19 protein-coding genes are annotated in these 24,457 nt (G+C 59.1%); 12 read left to right on the top strand and 7 right to left on the bottom strand.

The window, feature by feature from the left end:
- The first annotated feature begins 727 nt into the window (after positions 1–727).
- Together JQ603_RS10940 and JQ603_RS10935 are read left to right on the top strand one after the other, a co-directional pair.
- Positions 728–2,488, top strand: a complete 1,761-nt coding sequence (locus JQ603_RS10940; protein WP_212339366.1) for a B12-binding domain-containing radical SAM protein — start codon at positions 728–730, stop codon at positions 2,486–2,488.
- 232 nt (positions 2,489–2,720) lie between these two features.
- On the top strand, positions 2,721–4,199 hold the full coding sequence (locus JQ603_RS10935) for a type II and III secretion system protein family protein (protein WP_212339363.1): 1,479 nt from the start codon (positions 2,721–2,723) through the stop codon (positions 4,197–4,199).
- Positions 4,200–4,375: 176 nt separating this feature from the next.
- Here JQ603_RS10935 and JQ603_RS10930 read toward each other — a convergent pair whose 3' ends face one another.
- From JQ603_RS10930 to hisD, 3 genes are all read right to left on the bottom strand, one after another.
- Positions 4,376–4,594, bottom strand: coding sequence for a hypothetical protein (locus JQ603_RS10930; RefSeq protein ID WP_212339361.1), 219 nt, complete (start codon positions 4,592–4,594; stop codon positions 4,376–4,378).
- Between the two features lie 204 nt (positions 4,595–4,798).
- Positions 4,799–5,158 carry a RidA family protein gene (locus tag JQ603_RS10925; protein WP_212339359.1) on the bottom strand — a complete coding sequence of 120 codons (360 nt, stop codon included), beginning with the start codon at positions 5,156–5,158 and terminating at the stop codon, positions 4,799–4,801.
- The gene (gene hisD, locus JQ603_RS10920; RefSeq protein ID WP_212339357.1) at positions 5,155–6,477 is read right to left on the bottom strand and encodes a histidinol dehydrogenase; all 1,323 of its coding nucleotides are present in this window, start codon (positions 6,475–6,477) and stop codon (positions 5,155–5,157) included. Before hisD ends, JQ603_RS10925 begins: the two co-directional genes overlap by 4 nt.
- Positions 6,478–6,547: 70 nt before the next feature.
- Between hisD and JQ603_RS10915 the strand changes: the two genes are divergently transcribed.
- Entirely contained in the window at positions 6,548–7,264 is a 717-nt protein-coding gene (locus JQ603_RS10915; protein ID WP_212339355.1) for a GntR family transcriptional regulator, read from the top strand.
- Positions 7,265–7,271: 7 nt separating this feature from the next.
- On the opposite strand, the gene JQ603_RS10910 is transcribed toward JQ603_RS10915, so the two are convergent.
- Positions 7,272–7,622: a RidA family protein gene (locus JQ603_RS10910; protein WP_212339353.1), complete on the bottom strand. Its 351-nt coding sequence runs from the start codon at positions 7,620–7,622 to the stop codon at positions 7,272–7,274.
- A gap of 113 nt (positions 7,623–7,735) precedes the next feature.
- Here JQ603_RS10910 and JQ603_RS10905 point away from each other — a divergent pair, with 113 nt between their 5' ends.
- The 5 genes from JQ603_RS10905 to JQ603_RS10885 are packed head-to-tail and all read left to right on the top strand — an operon-like array spanning position 7,736 to position 14,006.
- On the top strand, positions 7,736–8,812 hold the full coding sequence (locus tag JQ603_RS10905) for an ABC transporter substrate-binding protein (RefSeq protein WP_212339350.1): 1,077 nt from the start codon (positions 7,736–7,738) through the stop codon (positions 8,810–8,812).
- An 11-nt stretch (positions 8,813–8,823) separates the two neighbouring features.
- Entirely contained in the window at positions 8,824–9,909 is a 1,086-nt protein-coding gene (locus tag JQ603_RS10900) for an ABC transporter ATP-binding protein (RefSeq protein ID WP_245003546.1), read from the top strand.
- Positions 9,910–9,962: 53 nt separating this feature from the next.
- Positions 9,963–11,699 (top strand): ABC transporter permease subunit, encoded by a 1,737-nt coding sequence (locus JQ603_RS10895; RefSeq protein WP_212339347.1) that lies wholly within the window; start codon positions 9,963–9,965, stop codon positions 11,697–11,699.
- Between the two features lie 10 nt (positions 11,700–11,709).
- The gene (locus tag JQ603_RS10890; protein ID WP_349630728.1) at positions 11,710–12,969 is read left to right on the top strand and encodes an NAD(P)/FAD-dependent oxidoreductase; all 1,260 of its coding nucleotides are present in this window, start codon (positions 11,710–11,712) and stop codon (positions 12,967–12,969) included.
- A 53-nt stretch (positions 12,970–13,022) separates the two neighbouring features.
- Positions 13,023–14,006 (top strand): aminotransferase class IV, encoded by a 984-nt coding sequence (locus tag JQ603_RS10885; protein WP_212339342.1) that lies wholly within the window; start codon positions 13,023–13,025, stop codon positions 14,004–14,006.
- Positions 14,007–14,914: 908 nt separating this feature from the next.
- Here the strand turns inward: JQ603_RS10885 and JQ603_RS10880 are convergent.
- The 3 genes from JQ603_RS10880 to JQ603_RS10870 all read right to left on the bottom strand — a co-directional run bounded on the left by JQ603_RS10880 (position 14,915) and on the right by JQ603_RS10870 (position 17,792).
- A complete protein-coding gene (locus JQ603_RS10880) occupies positions 14,915–15,616 on the bottom strand; it encodes a TetR/AcrR family transcriptional regulator (RefSeq protein ID WP_212339330.1) in 702 nt (233 codons plus the stop codon).
- A gap of 68 nt (positions 15,617–15,684) precedes the next feature.
- Positions 15,685–16,986 carry a multidrug effflux MFS transporter gene (locus JQ603_RS10875; RefSeq protein ID WP_212339328.1) on the bottom strand — a complete coding sequence of 434 codons (1,302 nt, stop codon included), beginning with the start codon at positions 16,984–16,986 and terminating at the stop codon, positions 15,685–15,687.
- A 119-nt stretch (positions 16,987–17,105) separates the two neighbouring features.
- Complete coding sequence (locus JQ603_RS10870) at positions 17,106–17,792, bottom strand: TetR/AcrR family transcriptional regulator (RefSeq protein ID WP_212339326.1); 687 nt, start codon at positions 17,790–17,792, stop codon at positions 17,106–17,108.
- Positions 17,793–17,920: 128 nt separating this feature from the next.
- Between JQ603_RS10870 and JQ603_RS10865 the strand changes: the two genes are divergently transcribed.
- The 4 genes from JQ603_RS10865 (at position 17,921) to JQ603_RS10850 (ending at position 24,154) form a co-directional block, all read left to right on the top strand.
- Positions 17,921–19,012, top strand: a complete 1,092-nt coding sequence (locus tag JQ603_RS10865; protein WP_212339323.1) for an efflux RND transporter periplasmic adaptor subunit — start codon at positions 17,921–17,923, stop codon at positions 19,010–19,012.
- A complete protein-coding gene (locus tag JQ603_RS10860) occupies positions 19,009–20,079 on the top strand; it encodes an efflux RND transporter periplasmic adaptor subunit (protein ID WP_212339320.1) in 1,071 nt (356 codons plus the stop codon). Before JQ603_RS10865 ends, JQ603_RS10860 begins: the two co-directional genes overlap by 4 nt.
- Positions 20,076–23,144, top strand: a complete 3,069-nt coding sequence (locus tag JQ603_RS10855) for an efflux RND transporter permease subunit (protein WP_212339317.1) — start codon at positions 20,076–20,078, stop codon at positions 23,142–23,144. The genes JQ603_RS10860 and JQ603_RS10855 overlap by 4 nt, the downstream gene beginning before the upstream one ends.
- 548 nt (positions 23,145–23,692) lie before the next feature.
- Positions 23,693–24,154, top strand: coding sequence for a nuclear transport factor 2 family protein (locus JQ603_RS10850; RefSeq protein ID WP_212339314.1), 462 nt, complete (start codon positions 23,693–23,695; stop codon positions 24,152–24,154).
- Positions 24,155–24,457: the final 303 nt, after the last annotated feature.

The following is a 24,457-nucleotide window of genomic DNA, read 5'->3' as shown; positions in this document are numbered from 1 at the left end:
AATGACCACGCCAAATCGCTCTACGCTGATCACAACGCCAATCTCTGTGGCGCGCGCTCGAATCCAACAAACATAATCGCCGGTTTCAACTTGCGCGCCTGCTCACCCATCATAAGACGTAACCTCGATAGTGGCCGGGCTGACGAGTGCGCTTGCAACTTGAAATCAGCATTGGGCGTGCAACTGGTTTCGCGATCAAAATCCTGGTGCCCAACGCTCGCGGCAACTGGGAAAGAGAAGACTTCGATGTCGCGCAGAATGTCTATCCTAAGACTCTCTCCAGCGACGGTACATTTTGGTAAGAGAAAAGGACCGCCGCCAGGCGTTTTGGTAACGTCCGGGGCTGGGGCGGCGGTCCATTGTGGCGCTAGGACCTGCGTAAGAGTCCTGAGCCACGCAACCGAGGCTAGCGCGGTTGATGTGAATCCACAAAGCAGAGAAAAATTTCATTATATTTTCATTCTAGCCAACGCGACCGGCAAGGGCGAGGCATCGATGTGCGTCCCTACCGCGGACAAGCGGTTATCAGATGTGCGATCGGACCGGGCCGTCCTGTTCATGAGCGGACACCCCCAATTGGACGGAGGTTCTCGCCTGGCTCGTAAACGTTGTCGGTGCGGGTCAATTCCGCTTACGAAGGATCGGTGATCAATCGAATGTTTCAGCCGTTGCAACATGCAATCAAATCGAACTTGGCGGTCGACCGATCGCGCGATACCCTCCGCTTATGCCAACGAGCAAGACGTTCCGACTTGTTCTCATCAAGCCCTCGCACTACGACAGCGATGGGTACGTGATCCGCTGGTGGCGCGGCGGCCTTCCTTCCAATTCCCTGGCGTGCCTTCACGGCATCGCGCTCGATTGCCGCGAGCGCCAGGTGCTTGGCGCGGAATTCGACATCGACATTGAAGCGATCGACGAGACCAACCGGAAAGTGCGAGTCGGCGCCCTGGCGCGCGCGATCAAGACGGCCAATGCCGGGATGGTGATGCTGGTCGGCGTACAGTCCAACCAATTTCCACGAGCGATTGATATCGCGCGAGAATTTCGAAGCCGGGGCATCCAGGTCGCGGTCGGCGGCTTCCATGTTTCAGGAACGCTGGCGATGCTGCCGAATTGCGACCCGGATGTTCGCAAGATATTGGATCTCGGCGTGTCGGTATTTGCCGGAGAGGCTGAGGGGCGTCTCGAGCATGTCCTGAAGGATGCCGTCGCCGCGCAGCTTCAGCCGCAATACAATTTCCTCAGAGACCTCCCGCACCTCGAAGGCCAGCCACTGCCGATCATACCGCGCGAGCAGCTCGAGCGGGTGATGGGTCGGACCACCAGCTTCGACGCAGGCCGTGGCTGTCCCTTTCAGTGCTCGTTCTGCACGATCATCAATGTGCAAGGCCGCAAGTCACGACGCCGAACCCCTGATGACATCGAGGCCCTTATCCGCGTGAACGTCGCGCAAGGCATTCATGCCTTCTTCATCACCGACGACAACTTCGCCCGCAACAAAGACTGGGAGGTGCTGCTAGACCGCATCATCGAGCTTCGCGAGAAGGAAGGATGGAAGCTGAGTTTCACGATCCAGGTCGATACCCTCTGCCACAAGCTGCCGAACTTCGTCGAAAAATGCGCAAGGGCCGGCGTACGAAGGTGCTTCATCGGCCTGGAAAACATCAATCCGGACAGTTTGTTCGGCGCCAAGAAGCGCCAGAACAAGATCACCGATTACCGCGAGATGATGCTGGCCTGGAAGCAGGCCAAGATCGTGACCGTCGGCGGCTATATCCTGGGTTTCCCGGGCGACACGCTGGCGTCGATCGTCCGTGACATCAAGATCATCCAGGACGAGCTGCCGATCGACATGTTGGAGTTCTTCTTCCTAACGCCGCTGCCCGGGTCAGAGGACCACAAGACTCTGTACTCCAAGGGCGTCGCGATGGATCCGGATCTCAACAAGTACGATCTGGACCATGTCACGGTCGGGCACGCGACGATGTCCCAGGACGAATGGGAAAATGCCTATGCGATGGCCTGGACCACCTACTATAGCTGGACGCATATCGAAACCATCATGCGTCGGGCCGCGGCAACCGGCAACAGTGTCAACAGGATCAAGACCTTTGTTCTCTATTTCAAGGGTTACCATCCGATCGAGCACGTCCACCCGCTTGAGGGCGGCGTGCTACGCCTAAAGAGCCGGTGTGAGCGCCGACCACATCTGCCGACGGAGCCGGTCTGGCTGTTTTATCCGCGCCTCGTTATCGAAACGATGACCAAGGCGGCTCGCTGGGCGACGCTCGCGATCCGTCTTGAGTGGCTTGCGCGCAGGGTCAAGGGCGATCCGCATCGGCTCGAACATGCTGACAAGGCGCTGACGTGTTCGCCCTCTCAAACCGAGGGCCTCGAATTGTTCAAGACGAGGTCAAGCCAAGCCTTTCTCGATCACCGGCGACACATCGAGGAAGCGCAGAGGCGGAAAAGTCCCGTTTCGTGAGATGCTCCGGCTTCCAAGCGAAGCGACGGCTGCTTGATAGGGGGCAACGAGTGCGCCGCGGCCATTGTACCAAGACGAGAATGACGTTGTCTCCGACTTCTGTTTCCTGGCGTTCCGAGTGTATCGCCGCCTACAGATTTGTTTCAGTTGTTTCCGGGGGCGCCCGACGTCACGTCTCGGATCGTTCTAGCAGGCGTCGCTGGGGAGCGGAGCTAATGCTGGAGCTGTCGGAATGCGTCAAGGACATCACAGGAGCCGTATCGAAAGGCGGTCGTCATGGATTTGGCACTGCTGGCTGTCGATCATCCTTGTATTTGCGGCCCTCTTGGGTGAGAGACCGTTCGGGGCTATCGCTGCCGACGGACGCAATCTTCAATCGGCAGACGCAACGTCCCAGCTGCACTTTCAATTCCTATCGCTTGGCGTGGGCAAATCGGTTGTGGTCGACCTTCCACGGGATGCCAAGGATATCCTGGTCGCCGATCCCAAGATCGCTAACGCCGTTGTTCGCTCCGCACAGCGGGCCTATATCATCGGTGGAGCAATTGGCCAGACCAGTGTCGTTTTCTTCGATTCCGCCGGCCAGCAAATCATGGCCTACGACATTGCGGTCACGCGAGACCTCAACGGTGCTCGCGCAACCTTGCAACAGATTTTTCCCCGCTCTAAGATTCAGATCGAGGGGCTCGGCGACGGGGTGATCCTTACGGGCACGGCCGCGAGCCCGGTCGAAGCTCAGCAGGCAAATGACATAGCCGCTCGCTTAGTGGGCTCTGCGGACAAGGTTGTAAACTCGATCGTTGTGCAAGCGCGTGATCAAGTCATGTTGAAAGTGACGGTTGCGGAGGTGTCGCGCTCGATCGTCAAGCAACTCGGTATCGATCTCAGCACCAGCGTCAGTTCCGGCAGCACTGCCGTGAGCCTGACCAACTCGAATCCATTCACCGCTTACGGCCAAAATCTGGTGTCGGGAAACAACGCGACGCTGTCGGCCGGCGGGACGACGGCGACGCTGCGGGCGATGGAAACGGCCGGCATCATGCGCACCTTGGCTGAACCAACATTGACGGCGATCTCAGGAGAGTCGGCGACTTTCGTGTCTGGCGGCGAGTTTCCCGTTCCTGCGGGTTATTCCTGCGATCCGTCCACGCACGTATGCAACACACAGATAAGTTTCAAGAAGTTTGGGCTCTCACTCAATTTCAGTCCCGTTGTTCTCTCTGAAGGACGCATCAGTCTGCATCTGATGACCGAGGTCTCCGAGCTGTCCAACGAACATTCGATTACCCTGTCTCAAGCAGTGAGCGATACGACTACAAACTCGTTGACTGTTCCGTCTATAAAAACACGGCGGGCGGAAAGTACTCTCGAGATTCCCTCCGGGGGATCCATGGCTATCGCGGGGCTTATTCAGGATCAAACCAAGCGAGCCGTGAATGGATTACCCGGCTTGATGCAACTGCCCGTTCTCGGCGCTCTGTTCCGGAGTCAGGACTTCGTGAACAACCAGACTGAGTTGATGGTCCTTGTGACCCCCTATATCGTCCGCGCGACAAGCCCGAAGAACTTGTCCAGACCGGATGACGGCTTCGTTAGCGTGAGCGATCCGCAGGCCAGTCTCTTGGGTTCCATCAATCGCCTCTACGGCACCAACGCAAATCAACGGAAACTGCGTCGCCGATCCGACGATATCGGCTTTATCAACGACTGATGCGTTGGCGTGATAAACTTCCGACATGACTGCGTCTGCAGTTCCGCCGCCAGTCTTCTTCACGACATCTCAAGAGTCGCGCGTTGAGCAACGCGGGAAAATCTGTCCCCCGCTTGACCGGACGAGAGTGCACCTTTACCGCGTGAATTCACGACTCCTAAAGAGAGAGCTAAGCGTCATCGCCACCTTTGTTTGCCCGCGATGAAAATCGAGCGCAGCAGGCGATCCGCGAGCGGCAGATGCTCCTCGATCACGAAATCCTGGAAGCTGCGGCCGTTTTCTTGCAACAAGGTCTGGACCGTGCGCGGCGGAGTCAGTTCGCCGACTGATAAGCTTTTCGCAGAAAGCTTATCAGTCTCCACTATTGGTTGTTGGTTTGCATGTTGCGACATCATTTAGGTGTTTTCGCAAGTGACCTGAGGCGCCGAAGCGGTCCCTCGCATCAGGCAGCCGCGCCGATGGGGTGATCTGATGCAGATCTGCGCTTGCCAGAAGCGTGAAGCGTTCGCGCCAGCGTACGCCGACGAGGATAGCGTCCTCATCCTCCAGGAGATTTTGCGCTACGGCAGTTCGCTGCACATCAGTGCAACCGTCACATCTCAGACCGCAATCCGGCGAGCCGCAATCACGGTCATCTCGAGTTTAACGCCCGAGCCGAGATCGGCGACGCCGATCACAGCCCGAGCCGGCAGGTGGGCCTTTGAAAAATGCACCTTCCAGGCCGAATCGAATTCGGCTTTCTCGCCAAGATTCGTAACGTAGATGGTCGCCTGCAAGACATTGGAGAAGTCGGATCCGAGGGATCCCAGCAAACGCGACAATTGGCCGAGCACATCATTTGCCTGGCCAGTCATGTCAAGGCTCGTGTCCTCAGCGACGATCCCGCCTATGTAAAGCAACCCATCATGCTCGACGACTTCGTGAAGTAGTCCCTCATAGGGTAGGGCGCGCTTGATCATGATGTCACCGTTGCGGGAACTGGCGCGCCGTAGGGCACATTCTTTCCTCCATAACGCCGGACCCGAATGTTTGCTTGCTCAGCGTGGCCGACAAATCCCTCGAGGGTGCACAGACGCGAGCAGTACGCGCCCACCTCTGCCGCGGCTTTGTCGGTGACGACACGCTGGTACGTTACGGTCTTCAGAAACTTTCCGACCCAGAGGCCGCCAGTATACCGTGCTGCGGTCCGTGTCGGAAGCGTGTGGTTCGTCCCGATGACCTTGTCCCCGAACGCCACGTTGGTGCGCGGCCCGAGGAAGAGCGAGCCATAATTGGTGAGGTTCTCGAGGAAGTAATCGGGATCGTGCGTCATGACCTGGACGTGCTCGGACGCGATGCGATTGGCCTCCCGCACCATCTCGGCGTCGTCCGCGCAAACGATGACCTCGCCGTGCGCTTCCCAGGCTTTCCGGGCAATCGCCGCCGTCGGCAGAATGCCGAGCAGTCTTTCGATTTCGGCAAGCGTGTCCTTTGCGAGCTTCTCGGATGTCGTCAGCAGGATCGCCGGAGAGTCGGGCCCATGCTCGGCCTGGCCAAGCAGGTCGGTGGCGCACATCTCGCCGTCGGTCGAATCGTCGGCGACCACCAGGGTCTCGGTCGGACCGGCAAAAAGGTCGATGCCGACCTGACCGAACAACTGCCGTTTGGCTTCGGCGACGTAGGCATTGCCCGGGCCGACCAGCATGTCGACCGCCGGGATGGTCTTGGTGCCGAGCGCCATCGCGCCGACTGCCTGAACGCCACCGAGACAGAAGATCTCGTCAGCGCCTGCCAGCTTCTGAGCCGCGACGATCGCCGGAGCCGGGCGGCCTTGATAGGGGGGGGCGCAAGTCAAGACTCGCTTCACGCCCGCGACCTTCGCCGTGATGACCGACATGTGCGCCGATGCGAGTAGGGGATATTTTCCGCCCGGAACGTAGCAACCGACAGAATCGACCGGGATGTTCTTGTGGCCAAGGATGACGCCAGGAAGCGTCTCGGCTTCGACGTCCTTGAGCGCGGAGCGCTGAATTTCGGCGAAGTTGCGGACCTGGTCCTGCGCGAACCGAATATCGTCGAGATCCTGACGCGACAGCTGGCTGATGCAGTCCGCAACTTCCTTGTCCGTGAGCCTGAAATCGACACGGTCCCAGCCGTCGAACTTGCGCGATGCGTCGCGTACGGCAGCATCGCCCCGCGAGGCAATATCGGCCAACAGGGATTCCACTGTCGCCCGGATGCCTGCATCCTCAGCGGCCTGCGCGCCAGCGTCTCGTCCTGACTTCACAATTTTCGGCATATCGGCTATCCTTTCTCCGAAGTATCTGACATGTCACATCTGACATGTCAATAGAACGAGAGGACTCGCCTTGGACGAAGCGATCGAAGGTCAGATCAAGGATCAGTTTTACGAGACGCTGAAGCTTGCGATCATTTCCTGCGAGCTGCCGCCGGGCGAGGAGCTGTCCGAGGGCTATCTCGCAGCCCACTATGGTGTCGGCAAGGCTTCGGTGCGCCACGCCCTGTCGCGGCTTGGCCAGGATGGTTGGGTCACGAGCAGGCCGCGTAGCGGACATGTCGTGGCACCGATGACAATGGAAGATGTGGTGGATATCTTCGCCATGCGCGAGATCGTCGAACCTGAGTCCGCTGCGCGTGCGGCCGGCAACATTTCCGAGGCGAAGCTTAAGCGCCTGAACAAGGCCTGCGCGAATCCCTATCGGGTCAGCGACATCACGGCGAAGAGGCGGTTTCTGCTCGCCAACCGCGACTTTCATGTCGCGATCGCGGACGCAAGTGGAAGCCCCAGGCTCGCGAAATCGGTGGCAAAGCTGCACGACGAGTCGCTCCGCATCCTGTATCTGACGGCCAGTGAATCTGAGCTGTCAGACGACTGGTCGCGCGGTCACGGCCCGATGATCGAGGCCATTGTTGCAGGCGATCGAGCTACGGCGCACAAAACGACGCTCGATGGGATCAGGCGCAGTCAGGATCGGGTCATGGCCGTCTTTGCGGCTGCGCCTGAACTCATTACCGGTCGACGGACCTTAAGGATCCCGGCGCGCCTGGCCGCAGCGAGATCCTGACAGGTCATCAGTCGATGGCGGCGGTGACCTTGATCTCGACGAGGTGCCGTTCCGAGGCGAGTGGCGCGCCGACCGTGGCGCGCGCCGGCGCCTGATCTTTCGGCATCCATTCTTCCCAAGCCGCATTCATCTTCGGCGCGTCGCCCATCGATGCGAGCCAGATCTGCGCCGACAGGATCTTTGTCTTGTCGGTGCCGGCCTCCTTGAGCAGTGCATCAATTTTCGCGAGTGTTTCCTTGGTTTGCACCTCGACTGGGGCGTTCAGATTGTCGGCAACCTGTCCCGCCAGGTACGCAATTCCGCGGTGAATGACGAGCTTGCTAAGACGCTTGTTGGTGCCGCTGCGGTGGATCGTCATGGCGCATTCTCCCTCGATTTTGCCAAGCTGGAAAAGTGAAAGCCCATTGACATGTCAGAACTGACATGTCAACGATGTGGAGGTTAGGGTTCGACGGGAAGGAAAGGGAGGTCATGAGCAAGAAGCAAACGATCGCGCTATCGCGCCGCGCATTCCTGGGGACTGCCGCAATCGCCGGTGGATCAGTGTTCGCGCCCGCGATCTGGGGACTGAGGGCTCAGGAGAGTCGTCGCATCGTTCTGCGCGATCCTGGTGGTCCCTACACTCCCGGCTTCACTGTCGCGTTCTACGAACCCTTCAAGAAGGCCACAGGCATCGAAGTGGCCGGCGTCGTCGGCCAGCATGATCCGATCGCCTACATCAAGAGCATGGTTGAGACAAAGAGCTACGTCTGGGACGGCGCTCTGCTGAACAACATGTCCCATGATGTGCTGATGGACCCGAAATCCGGCATGTTCCTCGATGAGCACAGGGCCTCGGCCGGCGGCATCCCGGAGCGCTACGTCACGCCGAGCTTCATGCCCGTTCTCGCTCTTCAGACGGTGTTCGCCTATCGCGACGACGCCTTCACCGGCAAAAAAACTCCGGGTTCGTGGACGGATTTCTGGAACGTGAAGGATTTCCCGGGCCGGCGTGCATTACGCAAGGCGCCGCAAGACACGCTCGAGCAGGCGCTCCTTGCTGATGGTGTTCCTGCTGATCAGCTGTACCCATTGGACCTAGATCGCGCCTTCAAGAGCTTGGATCGTCTGAAGAAGGACGTACAGATTTGGTGGACGGGCGGTGCCCAGACTTCGCAAATGCTCAAAACGCGGGAAGTGGATCTTTGCCCGACGTGGAACGCGCGCGCCCAGGCGGCCATCGACGAGGGGGCGCCGGCAAAGGTGGTCTTCAACCAGGGTCTTCTTGGTACCGAGGGCTTCTGCGTCATCAAGGGCGGACCGAAGGCCGATCTCGTGCGGGAGTTCATCGCGTTCACGCGGGATCCGCAGCGTCAGGCGGCGTTCACCAAGAACCTGTCCTACGGCCCCGTTCACCCCGACGCCTACAAATATATCGACGCCGAGCGTGCGAAGGTGCTTCCGACCTCGCCGGACAACTTGAAGACTGCTGTCCAGATCAACACCAAATACTGGGCCGGATCGCAGAGCGCCGTTCAGGAGCGCTTCAACGCGTGGCTGCTGGGATGACGGGAGCTAATTTGGCAAAGCCGATCAAGCTCGCGACGCGCAACGTCGGAAAGACCTATGGTCCGGTCGTTGCGCTCCAGGGGGCATCCTTCGATCTCGCGGAAGGCGAGTTCCTGACGCTGCTGGGGCCGTCCGGTTCGGGAAAGACGACCCTGCTCATGATCGTTGCAGGCTTGGTCATGCCGACGTCGGGACAGGTGATGATCGACGGTCGCCCGGCGACGAATGCGCCGAGTTACGATCGGGACATCGGCATGGTGTTCCAGAGCTACGCGCTTTTTCCGCATCTGACCGTCGCAGAGAACGTGGCATTTCCGCTTGAGATGCGGCGCCTGCCGAAGGCGGAAATCGAACTGCGGGTGCGTGCGACGCTTGATCTGGTCCGCCTTGGCCATCTCGCGGACCGTTTGCCTGCGCGACTGTCGGGGGGGCAGCAACAGCGCGTGGCGCTCGCTCGCGCCATGGTCTATCGGCCGTCGATCATCCTGATGGATGAACCGCTCGGCGCACTCGACAAGAAGCTGCGCGAGCAAATGCAGGAGGAAATTCGTCGCCTCCACAGGGAGCTCGGCATCACGGTGCTTTATGTGACGCACGATCAGGATGAGGCGATGGGTCTTTCTGACCGAATTTGTCTCATGAACAACGCGCAGATCGAGCAGATCGGTACGCCCGATGAACTGTATTTCCGGCCCCAGACGGCTTTTGCAGCAAACTTCATCGGCGAGTCCAACCTGCTGCCGGTCTCGATCACCGGCTCCGTGGGCGACAAGCGAGAGCTCAAAACCACGGTTGGGACGATGTTTCATGGATGCGCGCTGGACGGTAGCCCTGCCGAAGGCGAAGCCCTTCTCGGGATTCGTCCGGAGCGCCTGAGGTTGCTTGCGGGCGGCGATGTCGCCGACAACCAGCTGACCGGCAAGATTCGCGAGTGCGTGATGCTTGGCGCGCTGACACGCGTCACGATCGATACCGAGGAGGGCAGTCGGCTGACGGCTCTTCTGCTGACTGCGGGGAATGATCGGCTTATGCCTGGTGAACCTGTTCGCATCGGCTGGGAGACCGGTGCAGGAATTGTGCTTCCAAGAGCAGCGTGAGGTCGACGAAGCTAGTGACCATCGTATCTGAAACGAGGCCATCCGGGCCCCTCATGATGTCGCCGAATCGCCAGAACGTCGGTGGGTGGGCGCTTCTGATTCCAATCGCGGTTCTGCTTGGCGGCTTTTTCCTCTATCCGGTCGCCAGGCTCCTGGGCCTCAGCCTGTTTGATGGTTCAGGCCATTTCACGCTGCTCCAGTATAGCCGGTTGTTCGGATCGCCGGTGTATGTCTCGGTGCTGTGGACGACACTGCAGATTGCGTTCTGGACCACGATCGTTTCACTGATTGCTGGCTATCCGGTCGCCTATGCCATCTCGCGCGCAGACGGACAAAGTCGCGCGCGTTTGATGCTTTGGGTCCTTCTGCCGTTCTGGACGAGCTTCCTCGTTCGCACCTTTGCCTGGATCGTGCTGTTGGGGCGAACCGGCGTCGTCAACGACACGCTCCTGAAGCTCGGGCTCACGAAAGCGCCCTTGGACCTGATCTTCAATATGGCGGGCGTCCTGGTCGGCATGGTTCACGCGTTGATGCCGCTAGCGATTCTGACGCTCGTGCCCGTGATGGAGAAGATCAACCGCGATCTGGAACGGGCGGCGTCCATCATGGGGGCGCGCGGAGGGGCAACGTTCTGGCGTGTCTATTTTCCGTTGTCTTTCCCCGGCGTCGCCGCCGCTGGACTGCTCGTTTTCATCTCCGCCCTGGGCTTTTTCATCACACCGGCCCTTCTCGGCTCGCCAAAGCAGACGATGATCGGGCAGCTCATCATCCAGCAGATCCAGGAGATGATGAACTGGCCGTTCGCTGGCGCCATCTCCGCCCTGCTGATCACCGCGACCGTGATCATCTTCCTGGCCTATGACCGGCTTGTCGGCATGTCGACGCTGGCCGGCGAGGCGAGCGACAGGTCCGGATCCTCGAGCGGCTCGACCAAGATCGGCAAGGCGTGTCTGGCGCTGGCCGGCCGCTTGTCGGATAGCGTGTCTTCTTCGTTCGGTGCGATCGGCATCAGCGGAGGACCCTTTGCGGTTGGGTGGGCGTCGCGGGTCTTCGTTCTGTTGTTTCTTTCGGTTCCGGCCCTGTTCCTGATCCCGGTCTCGTTTTCGAAGGGGGCATTCATCGAATGGCCGCCCACTCTCATCTCCTCCCAATGGTACCTTGCTATCGCCGAGTCTCCGCAATGGCTGCAGGCGGGTACACGATCCTTCGTGGTTGCGGGACTGTCTGCATTGCTGGCGCTCCTGATAGGGACACCTGCGGCGTTCGCGCTGAACCGGTTCGATCTGCCCGGCAAGTCGGGTGTGCTCGCGTTGATCCTGGCGCCCTTGATCGTGCCTCGCATTGTCACGGCGGTTGGGCTCTTCTACCTGTTCGCGCAGCTTGGTCTGATCGGAACGACTCTGGGGCTAGTCATTGGGCATGCGGTTCTTTCTGTACCCTACGTGACCATCACCGTGATGGCCGTGCTCCGGCATCATGACTGGCGCCTCGAGCAGGCTGCATCGACGATGGGAGCCCGGCGCATCGCCACGCTCCGCCGCATCACGCTCCCCCTCATCCGGAACGGTCTGATAGCCGCCTATCTGTTCGCATTCGTGACCTCGTTTGACGAGTTGACGGTAGCTCTCTTCGTCACCGGCGGCCTGTTCGGAACGCTTCCAAAGCAAATGTGGGATGACGCCCTGTTGAAGGTGAGTCCGACGCTGGCCGCCGTTTCGGTCGTCTTGCTGATCTTGATCACGGCATTCGTCGTGATTGCCGAGCGTCTCTCGCGCGCCCGTAAAGTTTAAGGCAATACCGGTGCCAGAAAATAAGTACGTAGAACAGGTGGCCTTCGTCATCGGGGCTGGGGCTGTCGGGCTAAGTGCTGCGATCCAGCTCAAGCGCCGTGGTTTGGCCGTCACCGTCGTGGAGGAGGGGCAACCCGCGGCGGGCGCGTCCTACGGCAATTCGGGCATGCTGGTGGCCGACACCGCGATTCCGACTTCGCAGCCGGGCATGATCTGGAAGGTGCCGGGCTGGCTTGCTGATCCGCTGGGGCCATTGACGGTGAAGGGGCGTTATTTGCCGAGGGCTTTACCTTGGCTATGGCGCTATCTGCGCTCGGGCACGCGCAGCCACGTTTTCCATGCCTCGACGGCCTTGCGGGCCCTTCATCAGTCAACCTTCGAAGGGTGGCGAGAAAACGTTGGGGCAAATGCGATGGATCGCCTTACGCGCCGCGATGGTCAGGTCTATCTGTGGGAAGGCTTGACCGAGCCGCCGCCCCAAAGCCTCGAAGACGAGGTGCGATCTTATCTGGGCATCGAAGCCGAAACGCTGGGAAACGACCAGATCCGACAGTACTTCCCGGGGATCTCGTCGGGTGTGTCGTACGGTCTGCTCATTCGTGGCAACGGTCACACAGTCGATCCGGGAGCCTTGGTCCGTGCGCTCGCAAGTCAGTTCCTGAATGAGGGCGGTGAACTGATTCAGGAACGTGTCGTCAAGCTCTGGCGTAACGAGACCCGCCGCTGGACGGTCATGACGAACCTCAACAATTACCAGGCGGATGTGGTCGTCGTCGCCGCTGGCGCCTGGTCCGCGCGATTGCTCGATCCCCTTGGCGTGAAAATTCCGCTGGAAAGCGAACGCGGCTATCATGTGATGCTGCGCAATCCGTCGGTTCGTCTCAGTATGCCGATCTTGAACAAGACGAGCTATTTTGGGATCAGTTCAATGTCGGAAGGATTGCGCGTATCGGGAACCGTCGAGATCGGCGGATTGGATGCGCCGCCAACGCTCCCGCGCGCGGAAAATCTCATCAAGCTGGCAAAGCGCTTGTTCCCGCAACTGACGTATGACGAGACGAGCTTCTGGATGGGCCACCGTCCTTCAACCCCGGACGGCCTTCCGGTGATCGGCCCAATCAACGAACACCGAGGCCTACACGTATGTTTCGGACATGGACACTCCGGATTAACCGGAGCGCCCATGAGCGGCCAACTGCTTGCCCAACTCGCGACAGGCGAAAAGCCAGCGATCGACCCCACACCATACGCGCCAGCGCGGTTCACCTGACCGAAGCGCAAAAGTCGCGACGACAGGACTTACCAATTCGAGGGAGAAAACGAATGGCCGTCCAAGAAGCGGATGAAAGGAAACTGGTTTGGCCAGAGCATTCGCATTCCAATCGCCAGCCGATCGAAAGCCGCTTTGAGAGGGGATCGGCCTATGTTGACGGAGAGTTCTGCCCCATCGAGGAGGCGAGGCTGCCGCTGCTAGACTGGGGCTTTTTGCGATCAGACGCCTGTCAGGAAACGATCTCGACTTGGAATGGACAGTTCTTTCGCCTGCAAGATCATCTCGATCGGTTTGAGCGCTCTCTCAAGCGGTTGCGGATGCAATCGCCGGAGACCATCGGTCGCATCCGCGAAATCACGCACGAGCTCGTGGCCATTTGTGGTTACTCGGATGCCTACGTTCAGATCATCATGACGCGAGGGCGGCCGCCGATCGGTAGCCGTGATATTCGGCTCTGTAAGAACCGCTTTCAGGCCTTCTGCATGCCGTACATGTGGCTCGCGAAGCCCAAGGATCAACAAAAGGGACTGTCGCTGTTTATCAGCAAGCGTGTTCGCGTTCCCTCAGCCTCGGTCGATCCATTCGTCAAGCACTATCACTGGCTCGACTTCGAAATGAGCTTACTCGACGGCTTTGACGCCGGATCAGACACCGTTGTTCTCGTCGATCTCAATGGCAATATTACGGAGGGGCCTGGGTTCAACCTTTTCACTGACGTCGACGGCCGGCTTGTGACGCCATCAACCGGTGTGCTGGATGGCATGACCCGTCGGACGACGCTGGAAGTCTGTGAGGATTTGGGGATCGACGCGGCCGCAGGCATCGTGACCGAGAGGCAGCTGAGGCAAGCGAATGAAATCTTCCTCACCAGTACGGCAGGCGGAATCATTCCGATCACCTCGATCGGTAAGCAGCCGGTCGGGAACGGCAGGCTTGGTCCCAAGACGCTTCAGATTCACACGGCGTATTGGTCGCGACGGGCTGAAGGTTGGCTTGGCGAACCAGTGAAGTACGAACTCGCGCGGCGGCCGTAGCCCGAACAACCCAGGGCCGACCGGCCGACTTGGAAAGTGGCCGCAACGCAGTAAGGATATTGTGAGTCCTAAGCCGCGGGGCCTGGTATTCTGGAACGCAGGACCCTTGAGCGCGCTCCATCGTGACGCGGCAGGAATGAACTTGTCTAGGGATATCGCAGGCTCATTACCGAGAAACCCTTTTTGCCTTCTGTTCAACAAGGCATGGCCTCTTAGTGCTCGGTTGTTACCTCGATACTGTCGCTGACGTTTGGTCAATGGCCGCGCCGGCACTCAGACTGATGTCCCGTCCTGCTCCTACATCCATGATGGAGTCCCAATTTCCACCGCTATGGGAGAATGCATTGTGAGCTTCAGTCATTCCTATGATAAGGAATGCGCGAGCGCTAGGAACAGACAAGTGCAGTCTGCTGATAAGAACCAGTCAAAACGGGCCTCCGGCTGGGTATGCCGTGGTCCGATCCTTAAATTCCCTGTCGGCGGTGCTGCAGAGAAAAGAGTCGCCCCTCGCTGGTCTCGACTGGCTGGATGCGTTTCATGGCGCGAGATGCCTTGTCGAGGGAGAGATGCGTGGAGAATTTGGCAGAGCGATGATGGACACCATCCAGGAAGGGCGTGCGCTGTACTGGGCGACGTTCGATGCTCTGGATGACGGCGGTCACATTGCATCATGGAAGTCGAGCCCCGTGAGGTTGCCATGGCAAAATGCCCTGGTAGAGGAAAGTGTCATAGAAACTAACTGTCGATCTCCGTACTCATCGTTGACGGCCAGCGCCGCTTTTCCTCGCCACGTTTCAACAGTGCTGCGCTTCGTCGGCCAGCGTGGTCAGGCCAAAAACCAACTCAGCGCACCGGTCGCAAATGCACCTCGCCCGCATTACGATATCTTTCGGAGAAAACCGCGGTCCTCAGTTGACACCACCGCGCCGGCATGCGGCAAGAAAGAGGACGACGCTCCGCACTACGTGCGACTCGATCTCGGCGGGCAGGGATTTGAGCTTCTCTCCAAATAGCGCGCGCGTCATCAGGGGCAGGAAGACTAGATCAAGGAAAAATTGAGCCGTTGCTGTGAGGCACTCCGGGGTAAACGCCGGTGCCTTGCCCAGCGCGTCGGATTGCGTGGCCTCTTTTAGCAGACGGGCCACGCCTTCCGTACCTCTCTCCCGCGCCATGCGATGAACGCTGCCCGCCAAATCCGGAAACCGGCGCGCCTCGGCAATGGCCAGCCGCATTAAGTCGACGTTATCATCAATCAGAGCCCAGTGCAGGAGCGCGATGCCGACGTCCGCAAGGCGCTCCTCTATTGTCGCCCCGGTCGGCACGTGATCTTCGAAGCGCGCGATGTTTGCAGCAACGTTGCGTATCACAGCCGTGGTGAAGAGCGCTTCCTTGCTGGGAAAGCGGGCATAGATGCTCGTCTTTGCCGTGCGGGCGATGCCAGCGATCTCCTCTATGCTGGCGCCGGCGAGCCCACGTTCGAGAAAGACGCGCTGTGCCGCATCAAGGATGCGCATCTCAATCTCTCCGGCAAGCCCCTGCGGGGGCCGGCCGATGCGGGCCGCGCTGCGGCGTTTGCCGAGACGTTTCTTGGTCTCCGAACTCCTTCGCATTGCGCGACTCCCACCTTCGCAATTCGTTGCTTGTGCTGCGGCGGTCGATACCGCGAATGGCGTTAGTGTCAGGTATGACGTGTGTCATGCGAGAGTGTCGCGTGCCTCGACACAAATTGTCCCAACTCAGTGTGAGGCTTCGGTACGAGCGAGTGCGGTGCGGCAGGCGCCGCGTGCGTGCGCCGGGTTAGCAAGACGAAGCTAACGATCGCCAAGCCTGCAGCTACAACCATCGCGGCGGTCATTGGTAATGCGCTATCCTCGCCGCCGAGCCCCACCAGCGGCGACGCAATTGCTCCCAGGAAGAACTGGAGCGCGCCCAATGCCGCCGAAGCCGTGCCGGCGTTGTCGCGCACCTCGGAGAGAGCTAGTGCGCTTGCATTACCTAGGATCGGCCCGACGGAAGCGACTGTGACAAAGACCAAAGGCAGCACCACTGCCGCACCGCTACCTACAAGGACAACACCGAAAAGCGAAACAGCGGTGATCAGTTGGACTCCAAGGCCAATCGCCGTTAGGCGCCGCGGAGGGATGCGGCCCACAAGCTTCGCCGACATGCCAGCGAATGTCAGGAGACCGACAGCGTTAGTTCCGAAGGCGATTGAGTAAGCCGCGGGCGAAAGGCCTAGAACTTTCTGGAACACGAAGGGAGAAGCGGCGATGTAGGCGAACATTACCGTGAAAGCGAAGCCTGTGGTGAGCGTGTAGCCGACATATGCCCGGCTGCTGAGGACGGAGCGTATCGCGCTGAGAAGCGCCCTGAGTCCGGCCGGAGTACGACGCTCGGGTGGAAGCGTCTCCTCTACGAAACGGACTACACCGAAAAAGGACAGCATCGAAAGCAGAGCGATGACCGCGAGCACCGTTCGCCACCCCGCGAAAGCGACAATTGCCGTACCGACGATCGGCGCCAAGACTGGGGCCAGACCGCCGATTATCATCATCAGCTGGAACAGCCGCGCCGTGACCGTGGCATCGCTTGTGCGATCGGCAATAACCGCTCGGGCAAGAACGATGCCGGCTGCTCCGCCAAACCCTTGCACCAGACGCAGCACGATGAGCGATTCGACGTTTGGTGCAACCGCGCATAGCAAGCCGGAGAGGACGCAGACCGCGGTGCCGATCAATAGTGGTTGGCGTCGCCCGAACCGATCAGACAGTGGACCAATCACGAGCTGTCCCGCTGCCAATCCTAGCAAGAAGCTGGTCAGCGTCACCTGGATCGCAGCAGCGCCGGTGCCAAGATCGCGGGCCATTTCCGGGAAGGCGGGAAGGTACATGTCTGTCGCCAGTGGTGCCACTGCCGAGAGCAGCGCCAGAACCAGAATAGCGAGGAGAGAAAGGGGAAAAGATGCGAAGTCGGTGGCCATCTGTTTCTCAGAACGAAAATCCCGGGTGCCTATAGTCGGGCGGGTAAGCAGCTTTCTTTGTATTGCGAGCCACGGGCTAGTGTGCCGCAACAGCGGGCAGATGCAGCATGTGAAGAGATTCACGAACTCGTTGGGGACTCGAATCGCCTGTTGGGTATCTTTCTTGGTGGTTTCGGTAGAGACAGCCCATTCATCAATAGATCGAAATGGGCATCGATGAAGGCTTCGAGGTCGATCTTCCGTCGATCGCCGGACAGCAGGGTCCAGAGATTCAACATAAGGATAGGACTCATAAAGATATCGGAGAATTCGAGCGCGGCGGTCGTGCGGAATTCTCCGGCTGCGACGCCGCTCGTGACCACCTCCCGCAACCGATCGATGAAGGGCCGTACGAATTCCTCGTAGTGGCGGTCGACAAGCTCGGGAAATCGGCCACCTTCGGCGATCAGGAAGCGGAAGACCTCCCGCGACGATCGGTCCTTAGCAATCCGATTATAGAGAAAGCCGATCAATGCTCGTAGGCGGCCAAGATACGGGCCGTTGAGCGTCGTTGCGAAATCGTTGAGTTCGGAGAATACAGGCCGCGCGACGTGTCGGATCATTTCCTCAAATACTCGTTCCTTCGTTTCGAAGTAAAAATAGATCGTGCCTTTGGTAACGCCGACACGTTTGGCCACATCCTCAAGCCGCGTCGCCGCATAGCCCTCCTTGGCGAACTCAATGAAGGCAGCGTCAAGAATTTCAGCGGGCCGCTCGGCCTTGCGACGAGCCCTAACCTTGGGTTTGAGACCTGTGTTTGACGGCATTTGATGTGGCTTATCATATTGATAATTCGTGCAACTTATATTATTGACTGACTAGTAAGTCAATAATATAAGCGGCGCCGCCGACCTTAGGGTCTGGCATGGCCCGTTTATGCCTCCCTGAGGATGTAATGAAATCTGGATCGCGTATCGGTGTTCGCGCTGCGAACCTGTTCTTGTTGTCGATGGCGCTTGCTGGCTGCAAGGACCAAGGCGCTGTAACGGTCAAGCTGCCGACACTCGTCCGGACTGAAATCGCGCGACTTGAGGATCGTCAGATTTCTGTGACGTTGACGGGTGACGTGCAGGCGCGCGTGCAGACCGACTTGGCCTTCCGGGTTAGCGGGCGGGTCACCGAACGCCTAGTGGACGTTGGGTCTCATATTAACGCCGGCGATGTGTTGGCGCGGATCGATCCGGCCGAGCAGCAAGCCGACGTGGATGCCGCAACGGCGGCCGTAGTTGCTGCGGAATCGCAGGTTAAGGTGACCGCTGCAACATTCGAGCGGCAGAAGGCCTTGATTGCGAGCGGGTTCACCACGCGTGCCTCGTACGATCAAGCGCAAGAAGCGGCGCGTACAGCCGAGGCCTCGCTCGAGACTGCCCAGGCCCTGCTGGGCAAGGCGAAGGATGCGCTCGGTTACACCGAGTTGCGCTCTGCGGTCCCGGGCGTCGTTACCGTTCGAAATCTCGAAGTTGGTCAGGTTGCACAAGCCGGCCAATCGGCGTTTACGCTGGCGCAGGACGGCGACCGCGATGCAGTGTTCGATGTCTACGAGACGACACTCCTTCGCGAGCCGGAAGGCGGCAAGGTATCGCTGGTCCTGCTGTCCGACTCCAAGGTCGTCGCGCAGGGCAGCTTGCGCGAAGTATCGCCGACCATCGATCCGAAGACCGGGACTGTACGGATCAAGATTGCCATCGATGAGCCGCCGGCGGCAATGATGTTGGGCAGTGCTGTGGCGGGTACTGCGCGTTGGAGGTCAGGTCGGCGCATCGTGCTGCCCTGGGGGGCTCTAACCAGAATGGCGGCGACGTCAGCGGTCTGGGTGGTGAATCCGGCGACTAGCACAGTTTTTCTAAAGCCGGTGATGGTCGATCAATATGAAACGCGAATGGTGGTGCTCAAGGGTGGGCTCGATCCGGGTGAACGGATAGTCACCGAAGGAGGCAAGCTGCTCAGTCCAGGTCAGGCCGTTAGATTTGCCCAGGGTGCTTCATGAGCAGCAATCGCATATGGGTCTTGCTCGTGCTTGGCGGTTGCCTCCCGATGTCCGGGTGCATGGACAAGCTTGCAGAGCCTGTACGGCCGGTCCTGTCAACTGTTGTGACTCCGATGCAATCGGATGGCGCGGTCATCGTGGGTACCGTGCAACCGCAGTTCAAGACCGATCTTGGTTTTCGCGTGCTGGGACATCTGATTGCTCGCCCAGTCAATGTCGGCGATCGCGTTGACAAAGGGCAGATTGTTGCAGCTATCGATCCTATCGCGCTTGAATTGGCGGTTCGATCGGCGGCTGCGGATCTTGTGAGCAGCCGAGCACAGTTGAGCAACGCTACGGGGGTCGAAGGCCGTCAGCGAACGCTGATCGAGACCGACGCCACGAGCAAAGCGACTCTCGAGGCTGCCGAACAGGCGCGCGCTGCGGCCCAGTCTTCGGTCGTTCGTGCCCAAGCGAATCTGACCAAAGCACAGGAGCAACTCGGCTATACCCAGCTCAAGGCGGACTTCACCGGAGTCGTTACGGCGGTGAGTGCCCAGGTCGGTCAGGTAGTCACGCCGGGACAGTCCGTCGTCACCATCGCGCGTCCCGATATCCGAGAGGCGGTGATCGATGTTTCCGAGGAGATCGCTAGCGATTTGCGGATCGGTCTGCAGTTCACGGTTAGCCTACAGATAGATCCTGAGGTTCATTCCGACGGAAGAGTCCGTGAGATCGCGCCGCAGGCCGATGCCACAACGAGATTGCGTCGGATACGCATCACCCTCGATGATCCGCCGGCGACCTTCCGCCTTGGCACAACCGTAGTCGTCAACATGTCGGGTAGCAGAAAAGCTCTGTGGCTGCCGCGATCGGCAATCCTAAGCAAGGATGGCCAGACAATGGTCTGGCTCCTGGATTCATCGACCAGCACGGTGACGCTACGCACGGTCGAGATTGCTTCGGACGACCGAAACAGCGTGCGACTCGAATCCGGCCTCGAACCCGGTGTTCGCGTAGTGACCGCTGGAGTGCACAGTCTCAAGGAGGGCCAGAAGGTCCGCCTCGATCAGGAGCCAGTACAGTGAAATCCTTTAATCTCTCTGATTGGGCGCTTGAGCACCGCTCGCTGATCTGGTTCTTCATGATCATCTTTATGGTCGCCGGGTTGTTCTCCTATCTGCGGCTCGGCCGCGAAGAGGATCCGGCTTTCACCATCAAGACCATGCTGATCCACGCGCAGTGGCCAGGCGCCTCGGCCGCGGAAACGGCGCGTCAGGTGACCGATCGGATCGAGAAGAAACTCGAGGAGCTTGAGTCGCTCGACTATACCAGAAGCATTACGACGGCCGGCCAGACCACGGTATTTGTCAATTTGCGCGATACCACCAAGGCCCGCGATGTGGCGCCGACCTGGGCGCGCGTGCGCAACATGATTGCCGACATCAAGAATGAATTTCCGAAAGGCGTGGTCGGCCCTGCCTTTGACGATCGGTTCGGCGACGTCTTTGGTAACATCTATGCATTCACCAGCGATGGGCTCAGTCAGCGCCAACTCCGCGATAGGGTGGAGGAGGTCCGCGCCAAAGTGTTGACGGTGCCGAATGTTGGTCGCGTCGACATCGTCGGTGCGCAGGACGAGGTCATCTATTTCGAGTTCTCCACCAGAAAAGTCGCAGCGCTCGGGATCGACAGCCGCTCAATCATAAACGCGTTGCAGGCGCAGAACGCTGTCACTCCCTCCGGAGTACTACAGGCGGGGCCAGAACGGATAGTCGTACGGGTCAACGGCCAATTTACCTCTGAAGAAAGCCTGAAGGCGATCAATCTACGAGTAAACGACCGATTTTTTCCCCTGAGCGACGTTGCCGTCATCACAAGAGGCTATTCCGATCCGCCGAGCTCGCTGGTTCGGTTCAACGGAGAGCCGGTCATCGCCCTCACGATCGGAATGAAAGCAGGCGCTAATCTGCTTGAGTTCGGTGAAGCGCTTAAGCAGGAGATGAAGAAGATCGTCGCCGACCTTCCGATCGGGGTCGGGGTGCATCTCGTCTCAGATCAGCCTCAGATCGTCGAAGAAGCTGTCGGCGGTTTTACCAGAGCCTTGTTCGAAGCCATTGTAATCGTACTCGCTATCAGTTTCATCAGCCTTGGCCTGCGCGCGGGCCTCGTCGTAGCGGTTTCCATTCCATTGGTCCTGGCCATCACCTTTGTGGTGATGGCCTATTCCGATATCTCTTTGCAGCGAATTTCGCTCGGTGCGTTGATCATCGCGCTTGGTCTGCTGGTCGACGATGCCATGATCGCCGTGGAGATGATGGTCGCTCGGCTCGAGATGGGAGATAGTCTGCGGAAGGCGGCGACCTACGTCTATACCTCGACTGCATTTCCGATGTTGACCGGTACGCTTGTCACGGTCGCGAGCTTCATTCCGGTTGGACTGAACAATAGCGCTGCGGGCGAGTTTACCTTTACATTGTTCGTGGTAATCGCTGTATCGTTATTGGTTTCTTGGGTCGTTGCAGTGCTGTTTACGCCATTGCTTGGGGTCACGATCTTACCGAAGACGATGAAAAAGCATCATGAGAAGAAAGGGCGTTTCGCCCGCGTATTCTCGCACATGCTCATCGTTTGCATGCGCCGGCGGTGGACCACTATCGCAGTCACGGCTTTTGTGTTTTTGCTGGCGATCGGCGCTATGCAGTTCGTGCAGCAGCAGTTCTTTCCCTCGTCAGACCGCAACGAGTTGATCGTCGACTGGAACCTACCGCAGAATGCATCGATCGAAGAAACCAGCGCCCAAATGGCTCGCTTTGAAGGGGAAGCGCTGAAGGGCAACGAAAACATTGATCATTGGTCAACCTATGTCGGCAGCAGCTCGCCACGGTTCGTGCTATCGTTCGACGTTCAGCCGCAAGCCGCAACGTTCGGCCAGATCGTCGTTGTGGCCAAGAGCTTGGCGGCTCGCGACCGTATTAGGGCTGAGCTTTCAGCTTACTTGAAGAAGACGTTCCCGGGTACCGACGGCTACGTGAAGCTGCTTGACATCGGTCCGCCCGTCGGTCGGCCGGTGCAGTATCGTATCAGCGGTCCGGAGATCGAGAAGGTGCGCGTATTGTCCTGGCAGCTCGCCGGCATTCTACGAGAAAACGATCATCTCGACGACGTCGTATTTGATTGGATGGAGCCTTCCCGTGTGGTGAAGGTCGACGTGCTGCAGGATAAGGCGCGTCAGCTCGGGGTCACCTCCGAGGACATCGCCAATACCCTTAGCGGGGTACTCGACGGCTCTACGGCGACCCAGCTACGCGATGATATTTATCTGATCAATGCGCTTGGTCGAGCGACCGCCACGGAGCGTCGGTCGATCGAGACGTTGCGGGATCTGCAGCTCGTCGCTTCAAACGGTCAGTCGGTACCGCTCGCCGCCGTGGCTAAGTTTCGTTATGAGCTCGAACAGCCCGTGATCTGGCGACGCTCGCGGTTGCCGACGATCACGCTAAAGGCAGGCATTCTGGATTCGACGCAACCGAACACCGTGGTGGATCAGCTCAAACCGCAAGTGGCAACATTTGCACAGCAATTGCCGCCGGGTTATTCCGTCGCGGTTGGAGGCAGTGTCGAGGACAGTGGCAAGAGCCAAGCTCCGATTGCGGCGGTGGTGCCGCTGATGTTGCTAAGCATGGCGACGATCCTGATGCTTCAGCTACAGAGCTTTCAGCGCCTGTTCCTCGTGTTTGCCGTGGCGCCGCTCGCCCTGATCGGCGTCGTTGCAGCGCTGCTGCCAAGCGGGGCGCCACTCGGCTTCGTTGCGATCCTCGGTGTGTTGGCCCTGATCGGCATCCTGATCCGCAACTCGGTGATTCTCATCGTGCAGATCGAACATCTCCGTGCGGAGGGCCGTCCGCCCTGGGAAGCTGTGGTGGAAGCGACTGAGCATCGGATGCGCCCGATCATGCTGACAGCGGCTGCGGCGAGCCTTGCCCTGATCCCGATCGCCCGGGAGGTGTTTTGGGGGCCGATGGCTTACGCCATGATGGGCGGGATCATCGCGGGCACCGTGCTCACGTTGCTGTTCTTGCCGGCGCTCTACGTTGCGTGGTTCCGGATCAAGCAGCCGGACGCTTCAGTAAGTCAGCCGCAAGTGCCTTAGCAGCGGCGTGTCGGCCGACCAGGTGCAGATCTTCGACGCGCGATGTCACATTTATTGGAGCACGATCGAGTGTCCGTTTCCGTCGCTAGCGCGGCCATAGGCATAATTTTGACGACAACGCACCCTGTTGACCGTGCCCCTCGGGGATGGTTATCGCAAGATCGGCCAGAGCAACCGATCCGTTCGCATCCTCGTGGCCCGATGGCGCTGCTGGATACAATTCGTCAGGTCACTTGACGATATCGTTGAGGTTCCTTACCGTGCGAGCAATGCTTGGAAAGAGAAGCATCATCGGAATCAGTTCTAACGGGCTCGGCGCTAATTGCGGGAAGGGCGGCTTGCGGACTCACGCCTGCCAGTGCGCTGTTTCTTTCGTCGCCATCGGCGCGAAGCTTGGCAGGGAATTCAATCCACGGGCTCGCCGACACGAGGCCAGTCGGTGGTGGCTGTTTGGCCGTCTGACTTCGTCTTCTCTTTGCTGAAGCTCGGCCCAGCGCTCCAGGCCCGTACTCATAAAGTCCTGCTCATCAATTGAGGAACATCGCGCTATGATGCTCAAGAAACCACTCGTTTTCCTGGCGGGCATTGTAGGCCTGTGCCTTGCCACGGTCGTCGCTGCCCAGCAACCGCGTGATCTCACAGCCGAAGAACGCAACAAGAAAATCGCATTGTCTTTTCTTCAAGAATTTTTCGGCGATCACGACCTTACCGCGGCGGAGCGGTATTTGGTTCCAGACTACATTCAGCACAATCCGCGAGTTGCTGATGGTCGCGATGCTCTGGTCAATGCTGTGAGAGACTTGCTCGCGAACGCTCCAAAGGCGAAGCTCGACCTGCAGCGAGCTTCCGCGGAGGGGGATTTAGTGTGGATTCATCACCGTGTGAAATTTGAAGCCGTCAGTGCGGTCGTTGATATCTTTCGCTTCAACAAGGAAGGAAAGATCGTAGAGCATTGGGACGTTATCCAGGCCGTGCCCGAGAAATCCGCTAATCCCCACCCGATGTTCTGAACGCTAGACATTCAGTTGCGTACTCAATTGTCGCTGTGACGCGACAGCGTATGCGGTTGGGAAGCGTTGAATCTTCTCCACGTTCCTGAAGAACGATGGGGCTTCCAGTCTCACTGACTGATAGAAGCTCAAGCGGCATAAGGGGCCTGATCTTCCCAAATGTAGAATGAAGCGACGTCGCTCTTGGCTGGTGACGACCGCGTTTGCAATCTCGGACATTGTGATCGGCAAGTGAAGATTGGACCGCATGCAGTCGATCGTCTGGTTGGCGCGGAGCGGAGCACCGCTACGGCTGTTGGCGAG

Origin of the sequence: Bradyrhizobium liaoningense, from assembly GCF_018130825.1 — a bacterium.
Classification (GTDB): domain Bacteria; phylum Pseudomonadota; class Alphaproteobacteria; order Rhizobiales; family Xanthobacteraceae; genus Bradyrhizobium; species Bradyrhizobium liaoningense_B.
This window is presented reverse-complemented; position numbering and strand designations above follow the sequence as displayed.

Excerpts from the sequence above, each read along its gene's own strand:
- JQ603_RS10940 (WP_212339366.1), top strand. The coding sequence starts at position 728 with ATGCCAACGAGCAAGACGTTCCGACTTGTTCTCATCAAGCCCTCGCAC.
- JQ603_RS10935 (WP_212339363.1), top strand. The coding sequence starts at position 2,721 with ATGCGTCAAGGACATCACAGGAGCCGTATCGAAAGGCGGTCGTCATGG.
- JQ603_RS10930 (WP_212339361.1), bottom strand. The coding sequence starts at position 4,594 with ATGATGTCGCAACATGCAAACCAACAACCAATAGTGGAGACTGATAAG.
- JQ603_RS10925 (WP_212339359.1), bottom strand. The coding sequence starts at position 5,158 with ATGATCAAGCGCGCCCTACCCTATGAGGGACTACTTCACGAAGTCGTC.
- hisD (WP_212339357.1), bottom strand. The coding sequence starts at position 6,477 with ATGCCGAAAATTGTGAAGTCAGGACGAGACGCTGGCGCGCAGGCCGCT.
- JQ603_RS10910 (WP_212339353.1), bottom strand. The coding sequence starts at position 7,622 with ATGACGATCCACCGCAGCGGCACCAACAAGCGTCTTAGCAAGCTCGTC.
- JQ603_RS10905 (WP_212339350.1), top strand. The coding sequence starts at position 7,736 with ATGAGCAAGAAGCAAACGATCGCGCTATCGCGCCGCGCATTCCTGGGG.
- JQ603_RS10895 (WP_212339347.1), top strand. The coding sequence starts at position 9,963 with ATGATGTCGCCGAATCGCCAGAACGTCGGTGGGTGGGCGCTTCTGATT.
- JQ603_RS10885 (WP_212339342.1), top strand. The coding sequence starts at position 13,023 with ATGGCCGTCCAAGAAGCGGATGAAAGGAAACTGGTTTGGCCAGAGCAT.
- JQ603_RS10880 (WP_212339330.1), bottom strand. The coding sequence starts at position 15,616 with ATGCGAAGGAGTTCGGAGACCAAGAAACGTCTCGGCAAACGCCGCAGC.
- JQ603_RS10875 (WP_212339328.1), bottom strand. The coding sequence starts at position 16,986 with ATGGCCACCGACTTCGCATCTTTTCCCCTTTCTCTCCTCGCTATTCTG.
- JQ603_RS10870 (WP_212339326.1), bottom strand. The coding sequence starts at position 17,792 with ATGCCGTCAAACACAGGTCTCAAACCCAAGGTTAGGGCTCGTCGCAAG.
- JQ603_RS10865 (WP_212339323.1), top strand. The coding sequence starts at position 17,921 with ATGAAATCTGGATCGCGTATCGGTGTTCGCGCTGCGAACCTGTTCTTG.
- JQ603_RS10860 (WP_212339320.1), top strand. The coding sequence starts at position 19,009 with ATGAGCAGCAATCGCATATGGGTCTTGCTCGTGCTTGGCGGTTGCCTC.
- JQ603_RS10850 (WP_212339314.1), top strand. The coding sequence starts at position 23,693 with ATGATGCTCAAGAAACCACTCGTTTTCCTGGCGGGCATTGTAGGCCTG.